The sequence below is a fragment of the Propionivibrio pelophilus DSM 12018 genome (genome assembly GCF_059569095.1).
Map to the genome: position 1 here is coordinate 1,947 of NZ_JCANUT010000045.1, position 8,060 is coordinate 10,006.

Annotated in this window: 9 protein-coding genes; 5 read left to right on the forward strand and 4 right to left on the reverse strand. The window is 60.6% G+C overall.

Going from position 1 to position 8,060, the window contains the following annotated elements; all coding sequences use genetic code 11:
* The first annotated feature begins 654 nt into the window (after positions 1-654).
* Both BO74_RS15630 and BO74_RS15635 read left to right on the forward strand, forming a co-directional pair.
* Positions 655-1,050, forward strand: a complete 396-nt coding sequence (locus BO74_RS15630) for a helix-turn-helix transcriptional regulator (RefSeq protein ID WP_496443390.1) — start codon at positions 655-657, stop codon at positions 1,048-1,050.
* A gap of 2 nt (positions 1,051-1,052) precedes the next feature.
* Positions 1,053-2,387: a type II toxin-antitoxin system HipA family toxin gene (locus BO74_RS15635; RefSeq protein WP_496443392.1), complete on the forward strand. Its 1,335-nt coding sequence runs from the start codon at positions 1,053-1,055 to the stop codon at positions 2,385-2,387.
* A gap of 216 nt (positions 2,388-2,603) precedes the next feature.
* Here the strand turns inward: BO74_RS15635 and BO74_RS15640 are convergent, their stop codons facing one another.
* A complete protein-coding gene (locus tag BO74_RS15640; RefSeq protein ID WP_496443394.1) occupies positions 2,604-3,482 on the reverse strand; it encodes an AEC family transporter in 879 nt (292 codons plus the stop codon).
* 182 nt (positions 3,483-3,664) lie between these two features.
* On the opposite strand from BO74_RS15640, the gene BO74_RS15645 reads away from it, so the two are divergent.
* The gene (locus BO74_RS15645; protein WP_496443396.1) at positions 3,665-4,747 is read left to right on the forward strand and encodes a Gfo/Idh/MocA family protein; all 1,083 of its coding nucleotides are present in this window, start codon (positions 3,665-3,667) and stop codon (positions 4,745-4,747) included.
* Here BO74_RS15645 and pyrF read toward each other — a convergent pair.
* On the reverse strand, positions 4,738-5,550 hold the full coding sequence (gene pyrF / locus BO74_RS15650) for an orotidine-5'-phosphate decarboxylase (RefSeq protein ID WP_496443398.1): 813 nt from the start codon (positions 5,548-5,550) through the stop codon (positions 4,738-4,740). The genes BO74_RS15645 and pyrF overlap by 10 nt on opposite strands.
* Positions 5,551-5,695: 145 nt before the next feature.
* Here pyrF and BO74_RS15655 point away from each other — a divergent pair, with 145 nt between their 5' ends.
* A complete protein-coding gene (locus BO74_RS15655; protein WP_496443399.1) occupies positions 5,696-6,946 on the forward strand; it encodes an anion transporter in 1,251 nt (416 codons plus the stop codon).
* Positions 6,947-6,979: 33 nt separating this feature from the next.
* Here BO74_RS15655 and BO74_RS15660 read toward each other — a convergent pair whose 3' ends face one another.
* Positions 6,980-7,156 carry a hypothetical protein gene (locus tag BO74_RS15660; RefSeq protein WP_496443401.1) on the reverse strand — a complete coding sequence of 59 codons (177 nt, stop codon included), beginning with the start codon at positions 7,154-7,156 and terminating at the stop codon, positions 6,980-6,982.
* A gap of 12 nt (positions 7,157-7,168) precedes the next feature.
* Positions 7,169-7,654 carry a methylglyoxal synthase gene (locus tag BO74_RS15665; protein ID WP_496443403.1) on the reverse strand — a complete coding sequence of 162 codons (486 nt, stop codon included), beginning with the start codon at positions 7,652-7,654 and terminating at the stop codon, positions 7,169-7,171.
* A 196-nt stretch (positions 7,655-7,850) separates the two neighbouring features.
* Here BO74_RS15665 and BO74_RS15670 point away from each other — a divergent pair.
* The coding region (locus tag BO74_RS15670; protein ID WP_496443405.1) for a hypothetical protein at positions 7,851-8,060 on the forward strand (210 nt) is incomplete at its 3' end.

Below are 8,060 nucleotides of genomic sequence, written 5' to 3' on the forward strand. Positions count from 1 at the left end.
CTCATGACCTCAACTTCTCGAACCGCCCGGTGCGGACCCGCATGCCGGGTGGTGTGGCAGGGGCGCAGCCTATAAGGGCTGCCCCCTATGCCGATAGTAGGAAAATAGTAGGAAAGTTGCGGATTATTTCGCTTTTTCCCGACGCAACAAAGTAGAAACCAACTCTCGCGCAACTGTCTGGTTGGCTTCGTTTAGCTTCCGGAAATCCGCAAGCGTAAACGTCCCTACACACGTGCCAAGAACTTGATGAAGGCCGGACGGGTGGAAGAGCGGGTATTTCGCTCGGCCTTCAACCAACGTGGGCCGTGGTGGAACAGTGGCGCAAGCCACATGAACCAGGCGTTCCCGAAGTCCTTCTTTGATCGATTAGGTCTGGTGTCGCTGCTCGATACGATGCGACGTCTCCAGTGTGTTCAATGAACCGCCGGATGCGGAACCGCACGTCCGGTGGTGTGAGAGGGCGACGGGGGTGGCCCCGTCCCCTACTCGATCCAGTAAAGAAGAGCTGCATGGAACGCGTTGGGCAGTTGCGATCTTCGACGTTATTTTTCTTTACAACTTATATTTTGTAAAAGTAATATACAGACTATGGGCTGTATATTACTTTTACAGCCTTTGGGCTGTTAAATGCCAAGTTCGCAATTGGAGGCAACGGTGAGTTATCCCATCAAAACGCTCAGCCAACTCCCCCTTATCCTTAAGGGATTCCGCAAGGAAAAGCACCTGACCCAGGCTGCCATGGGTGAAAAACTGGGGATCACCCAGCAAAGCTATGCCGCTTTTGAAGCCAATCCCGCCGTGGCAACGCTCGACAGACTGTTCGTGGTACTGCGCCTGCTAGATGTTGAGATTTCGCTGGATCAAGTGACTCGTGCCTCAGGCACAACAATTGAGCCGTCAGTCAGTCAAGCATTTGCTCCCGCGTCTAAAGCGAGCGGCCAGAAAACTCTCAAGGCTACCGGCGGCGTAGCAGTCACGAAGAAGAAGGCACCAGCCACACCCAAGGCCAACCGTATCGTTGCTCCTATGAGAAAGAAGGAGAGTTGGTAACCATGGGACGCCGTACGAAGACGCTTAAGCTGAACATCTGGATGAACGGCATTCCGGTCGGCTATTGGGAGTCCTCTCGACAGGGCGAACGCCTCGGGTACTTCGATGACTGGCTCACGGACGAACAGTCTCGTCCATTGTCGTTATCGTTGCCGTTCCTGCCCGGCAATACACCCTACCAAGGGGATGTCGTTACGGACTATTTTGATAACCTTTTGCCCGACAGCGATGCCATTCGTCGGCGTCTGGCGCAACGTCACCAGGCAGGAGGCATTGATGCCTTCCAACTACTGGCGAAAGTGGGCCGGGACTGCGTTGGCGCATTGCAATTGCTCCCCGAAGATGAAGCTCCTTCGGACGTGTACGAAATAAACGGCGAGGCATTAACGACGGCAGAGGTCGCCCAACGACTGCGTAGCGCCACGTCTAACCAACCGCTGGGCCAACAGGATCACGAGGAAGACTTGCGCCTGTCTATCGCGGGGGCGCAGGAAAAAACGGCCCTGTTGCGTCATCAGGGCCAGTGGCTTCTTCCACATGGAAGTACGCCAACCACGCACATCTTCAAACTTCCGATGGGCTTGGTAGGCCATATGCAGGCCGATATGCGCACCTCGGTAGAAAACGAGTGGCTGTGCTCAAAAGTCATAGAGGCTTACGGAATTCCGGTCGCACGTTGCGAGGTCACCCATTTCGAAGAGCAGAAAGCTTTGGTCGTCGAGCGATTCGACCGCACCTTGGCGAGCGATGGAAGCTGGATCATTCGACTGCCACAGGAGGACATGTGTCAGGCAACGGCAACGTCACCGTTACGCAAATATCAGTCCGACGGTGGTCCCGGCATTGCGCGGATCATGGATCTACTGTTGGGGTCGGATAACGCTGAGCAGGACCGGAATCTTTTCTTCAAGACCCAGATCATCTTTTGGATCTTGGCGGCAACCGATGGTCACGGAAAGAATTTCAGCATAGCCCATCTTGCCGGTGGTCGTTACCGCGCCACACCAATCTATGACGTACTTTCCGCCCATCCCGTCATTGGGAAGGGAAAGAACCAGATCTCGCCCCACAAAGCCAAGCTGGCGATGGCCGTACGAGGCAGCACCAATTGCTATCTGATCGATAAAATCCAGCGCAGGCATTGGATCGCACAGGCGCAGCAGGTTGGACTCGGAGCCAAAGTCGGGGAACAGTTGATTGAAGAGGTCATCGTGAGTGCCACATCCGTGATCGATGAAGTGGGTAAGTTGCTACCCGATGGCTTTCCGATGGATGTAGCTGATGCCATCTTCAGCGGGATGCGCAGGCAGTCAGCCAGATTGGCTACAGCAGGCTGAATCGTTCACACAGGGCAGAGCCCCGTCTGTATGCAGAAATCGACGAAAACACGGTGTTTTTGCTTATGACCGGGGAGCAAGATTTCCGAGCCTACGGTACAGTAGCGGTAGAGACATCAGGTGCGACCGGCTTCGCCAAACTACGCTAACTTACTGTCGCATAAGTACTTTTGACTGTTTTAGTCTACGCTCACCTTCGCCCTGGCTTTTTTGCGTCTACATCGCCAGATACAGTGCGAGCGGGATGAATACGATCGAGGCGATATTGCCGACGACGACGATGGCCGAGACCAGACCGGGGTCTTGATCGTAGCGTTCGGCGAAGATGTAGTTCATCACCGCCGGCGGCAGGGCGGCATAGAGCAGGAGAACGCCTTTCATCGGCGCGCTCATCGGCAGGATCTGGACGAGTGGCCAGGCGATGAGCAGGCCGGAGAGCGGGCAGAGAATCGCGCCGACGATGCCGATGCTCCAGCGCTCAACACGGAACTGGGCGAAGCCGACGCCGACCGTGAACAGGCCCAGCGGGATGGCCGCGTCGCCGAGCATCTTGGTGCTGGCGGCGAGCCAGTCCGGCAGGGTGAAGCCGATCAGGCTGGAGACGATGCCGCCGATCATTGCCCAGAGCATCGGGCCGCGCAGGATGCCTTTTACGCTGACGTGCGGCGCGCAGAAGCGGATGCCGATGGAGAAGTGCACCAGGCTGAAGGCCATGAACAGCGATACGGCCGCCGGCAGCATCTCCGGGCCGAAGGCGAACAGGGTCAGTGGCAGGCCCATGTTGGCGACGTTGGTGAACATCATCGACGGGATGAAGGCGTAGCGGTTGTAGTTCAGTAACCGGGCGGCCCACCAGGCGATGAGTCCCGAGCCGGCGAGCACGGCCAGTCCGCCGCCGATCAGCGGCAGGTAGTCGAGAATGTGAAAATCCTTCGAGGCCATCGCCGTGTAGATCAGCAGTGGGTAGAGCATGTCGGTGCTCAGGCGGTTGACCACGCTCAGGTCGGGCTGCTTGAGCTTGGCGTAGGCGAAGCCAAACGCCGAGATGATCAGCACGGGGGTGATGATCCCGATGATTCGGATGACGAGTTCCATGGAGATTCGGGGATAATTGGATTGGCTAGATGGCCAGTCCGGTTTTTCGGTGGGGATGCCCGCGGACAGGCCGACAGTCTACCTTACCCAGCCTGGTTTGGCTGCCCTGAATACGTTGAAATGCCGGGGTTTCCCGGCTGCCGGAGCAGGAGTGTCGTTTCTTTGAAACAAGGAGGGATCGAATGAGTGTGATGAGCGGAATGGCGGGAACGATCGGATTCGGATTGGTCGGCACGGGGGTGATTGCCCACAACCATGCGCAGGCGATCCAGGCGCTGGCGCATCAATACGATTTGAAGCTGGCTGGCGTGCTGGGGCGCAGCGAGGAGAAGGCGCGCGAGTTCGCTGCGCGGTATGCGATACCGCTGGTCTCGACCGATCCGGCGACATTTTTTGCGCAACCAGAAATCCAGGTGGTCTGCATCCTGACGCCCAGCGGCCTGCATCTGGAGCCGGCGCTGCAGGCGATCCATGCCGGGAAGCACCTGCTCGTCGAGAAACCGCAGGAAATTAACCTGGAGCGCGTCGATGCGATGCTCGACGCGGCCGATGCGGCGGGTGTCAGCGTCGAGTGCATTTTTCAGGCGCGCTTCACCGAGGGGGCGCGGGCGCTCAAGGCGGCTTTGGAAACCGGACGCTTTGGCCGGCTGTGTCTGTGCAGCGCGTACATCAAGTGGCATCGCAGCGCGCAGTATTACGCCGGCTGGAAGGGGACATTGAACATCGATGGCGGCGGGGCGGTGATCAACCAGTCGATCCACGCCATCGATCTGTTGCAATGGCTGGTCGGTATGCCGGCCGACATCTTCGCCTGGAAAACGCGCCGGGTGCATCTGGGTATCGAGGCCGAGGATACCGCCTGCGCTACGCTGCGCTTTCCTGACGGCGCGATGGGCTCGATCGAGGCGACGACCGCGGCCTGGCCGGGCTGGGAACGGCGGATCGAAATCTGCGGCGAATTCGGCTCGGTGGCGCTGGAGGACGAGAAGGTCGTGCGCTGGGATTTTCGCGACTCACGCCCGGAGGATGCGGAAATCGTGGCGCAGGCGGCCAAGAATACGGCCAGCACCGGCGCGGGTGCGTCGAACATCATCGGCTTCGAAGGCCACCAGCGGCAGATCGAGCAGATGGTGATTGCGTTGCGCAACGGCGCGCCGATGCCGATCGGCGGGCGCGCCGCGCGCAACTCGGTGGCGCTGGTGCGCGCCCTGTACGATTCGGCCGAGCAGGGTCGGCCGGTCGGGATCGGCGAAATTCAGCGATAGCGGTTGATCAGGTCGCGCGACGCCTGCGCCGCCAGGCGTGACGCCTGCGCGTAATTTTCGTCCTTGCCCGCGTAAAGGACGGCGCGTGAATTGTTGATGATCAGCCCGGTGCCGGCGGCCGTGCGTCCGGCCTTGAGCGTTGCCTCGACGTCGCCGCCCTGGGCGCCGATGCCGGGAACCAGCAGCGGCAGGTCGCCGACGATTTCGCGCACCCGGGCGATTTCGCCGGGGAAGGTGGCGCCGACGACCAGCGCGCATTGCCCGGTGGTGTTCCACTTGGTCGCCACGAGCTCGGCGACGTGCTCGTACAGCTTCTTGCCGCCGACGTCGAGGAACTGCAGGTCGCTGCCGCCAGGGTTGGAGGTGCGACAGAGCAGGATTACGCCCTTGTCCGGGTAGGCCAGGTACGGATCGACCGAGTCCTTGCCCATGTACGGATTCACCGTGATCGCGTCGGCCCGGTAGCGCTCGAAGATCTCGACGGCGTACTGCTCGGCGGTGCTGCCGATGTCGCCACGCTTGGCGTCGAGGATCACCGGGACGCCGGGGTGGTTGGCGTGGATGTGGGCGATCAGCGCTTCGAGCTGGTCCTCGGCGCGGTGTGCGGCGAAGTAGGCGATCTGCGGCTTGAAGCAGCAGACGAGGTCGGCGGTCGCGTCGGCGATCGCCTTGCAGAATTCGAAAATGGCGTCGGGCTTGCCCTTGAGATGCGCGGGAAACTTCGCCGGGTCAGGGTCGAGACCGACGCAGAGCAGGGAGTCGTTCTTCTGCCAGGTGGCGGCGAGGGCTTGGGTAAAGGTCATCTTGGTTCCTTGGATGCGGACAGGCGCGAAAACGCTATTTTCGCATCAGGACCACTGTTGAAGCTATGCGCGGAGTCATGCGCGCGGCGATGTGGCGCGATAATTGCGCTTTGATCCGCTCCTGCCTTTTCGATGGGCTTCCCCGATGCCTGAGACATTCTCGCTCGATATCATCCTGCACAACGCCGAAAGCTACACGGCGATTGCCATCTTCGTCTTTACCTACCTGTTCATCGCCGTCGGCAAGTTGCCGGGGTATCACCTGGATCGTGCCGGTGCCGCCCTGCTCGGCGCGAGTCTGATGGTCTGGCTGGGCGTCCTGTCGCTTGAGGAAGCTTTCGCCGCGATCGATTTCAACACCATCGCACTGCTGCTGGGCATGATGATCGTCGTCGCCAATCTGCGCCTGTCGGGGTTCTTCGGGCTGGTCAATGAATGGGTGGTGGTACGCGCGCACCATCCGTTGCTTCTGCTCACGGCCATCGTCGTGCTGGCCGGCCTGTTCTCCGCGTTTCTGGTCAACGACACGATCTGCGTGGTGATGACGCCGCTTGTTCTCGATGTCACCCTGCGCCTCAAGCGCAATCCGGTGCCGTACCTGCTGGCGGTGGCCTTGGCTTCGAACGTCGGCAGCGTCGCGACGATCACCGGCAATCCGCAGAACATGATCGTCGGCAGTCTGTCGCGCATCCACTACGGCACTTTTACCATCGCGCTTGCGCCCGTGGCCTTGGCCGGGATGTTGCTGACGGTCGCGATGATCGCGCTGATCTATCGCGAGGAATTCCTGCATCGCCAGAGGTTCCCGGCCAGTGTGTCGCGGCCGGTGCGCTACTTGCAGCCGGTGGTCATCAAGTCGCTGCTGGTCATGGTAGTGATGGTCGCTATGTTCTTCAGCGGACATCCGGTGGCCAAGGTGGCCATCATCGGTGGGGCGTACATGTTGTTCACCCGCCGCATCAAGGCGCACAAGGTTTATCGCGAAATCGACTGGCCGCTGCTGGTGATGTTTGCCGGGCTGTTCATCGTCGTTGCCGCATTCGAGCGCGTGGCCGTTACGCCCGGCGTGATCGCGGCGGTGGCGCGCCAGCATCTGGACGACGTGGCCGTACTGTCGACGGTCACCGCGGTACTGTCGAACCTGGTAAGCAACGTGCCGGCGGTGCTGATGCTCAAACCCTTCGTGAGTAACCTGGCCGATCCCCAGAGTGCCTGGCTGGCCGTGGCGATGGCGTCCACGCTGGCGGGAAATTTCACGCTGGTCGGTTCGGTCGCCAACCTGATTGTCGCTCAGCGCGCCCAGAGCGCCGGCGTAACGATCAGTTTCTGGGCCTATTTCAAGGTCGGCGCGCCGCTGACGGTGGCGACGATCCTGTTCGGCATCTGGTGGCTCTGAGGAAATGGCGAGGAGGCTTTGCGGCCGGTCGTCTCAGTGCTGGACGGCCGGCCGAAAAACCCCCTCGCCGCCGTTGCGGCGCGTGCCTCGCACGGTGTGGATCAGCGTCATGGCGTCCTGTCGCCGTCTGGCCTTTTCCGTTTTCTGATGGGCGCCGGCGCGGCGGAACTTCGCCGCGGCGACAAAGGGGTTGCGGGGTTTCTTTTGCATGGGCAGGGCCTTTCATTCAACGGCTTCGAGAAGCCGGGGGTTGTCGTTGAAGCGGTTCACGTGTGGCGTGAAGTCGGGAAGGATGCGCTCATAGCTCTCGGACATCAAGGGCGACGAGATCATGAAGTCGGCTGTCGCGCGGTTGCAGGCCACCGGGATGTTCCAGACGACGGCCAGGCGGAGCAGGGCCTTGACGTCCGGATCGTGCGGCTGCGGCTCCAGCGGGTCCCAGAAGAACAGGATGAAGTCGATTTCGCCTTCGGCGACCTTCGCTCCGATCTGCTGGTCGCCGCCCAGCGGGCCGCTGCGCAGCTTTTCGATCTTCGTCTCGAGCGCGAGTTCGAGCAGCGTGCCGGTGGTGCCGGTCGCGCAGAGTTTGTGTTGCACGAGCAGGTCACGGTTGTATTGGGCCCATTCCAGCAAGTCCTTCTTCTTGTTGTCGTGGGCGACGAGCGCAATGCGCTTGCGCGAAGCGATGGGGAGGGCGTTCGGTTTCATGAGGGTCACTCCAGTCAAGTGAAGACGGACACATCATTGCCCCGGAACTGGCGACGGTGGTGGCTGTTTTTGTGACGCGCTGTCACGCCATGTACAAAAAAATCCCGGCCGCAGCCGGGATTCGTTCCATGTGCGCCCGGCACGGGCGCACTCCTGCGGGTGCAAGTCCCGCCGTGAGTTGATCACCGCGAACGAAGTGAAGCGCAACTGCGTGAGGGCGACCGAGCGTGGGGAGGAAGCGTGGATCGTAATCTGCGAGCCGATGGACAAGAACCGGATAGAAGGCGCTGCCGAGCAGGGCGAGCGGGCATGGAACCGCAAAGCTCTCGTGATCAAGGCGAAGCGGCGTAAATTCGGCGGTTGTGCAGAGAAGGAGTGCGTTCTTACCCGGGGATATCTCGCCTCA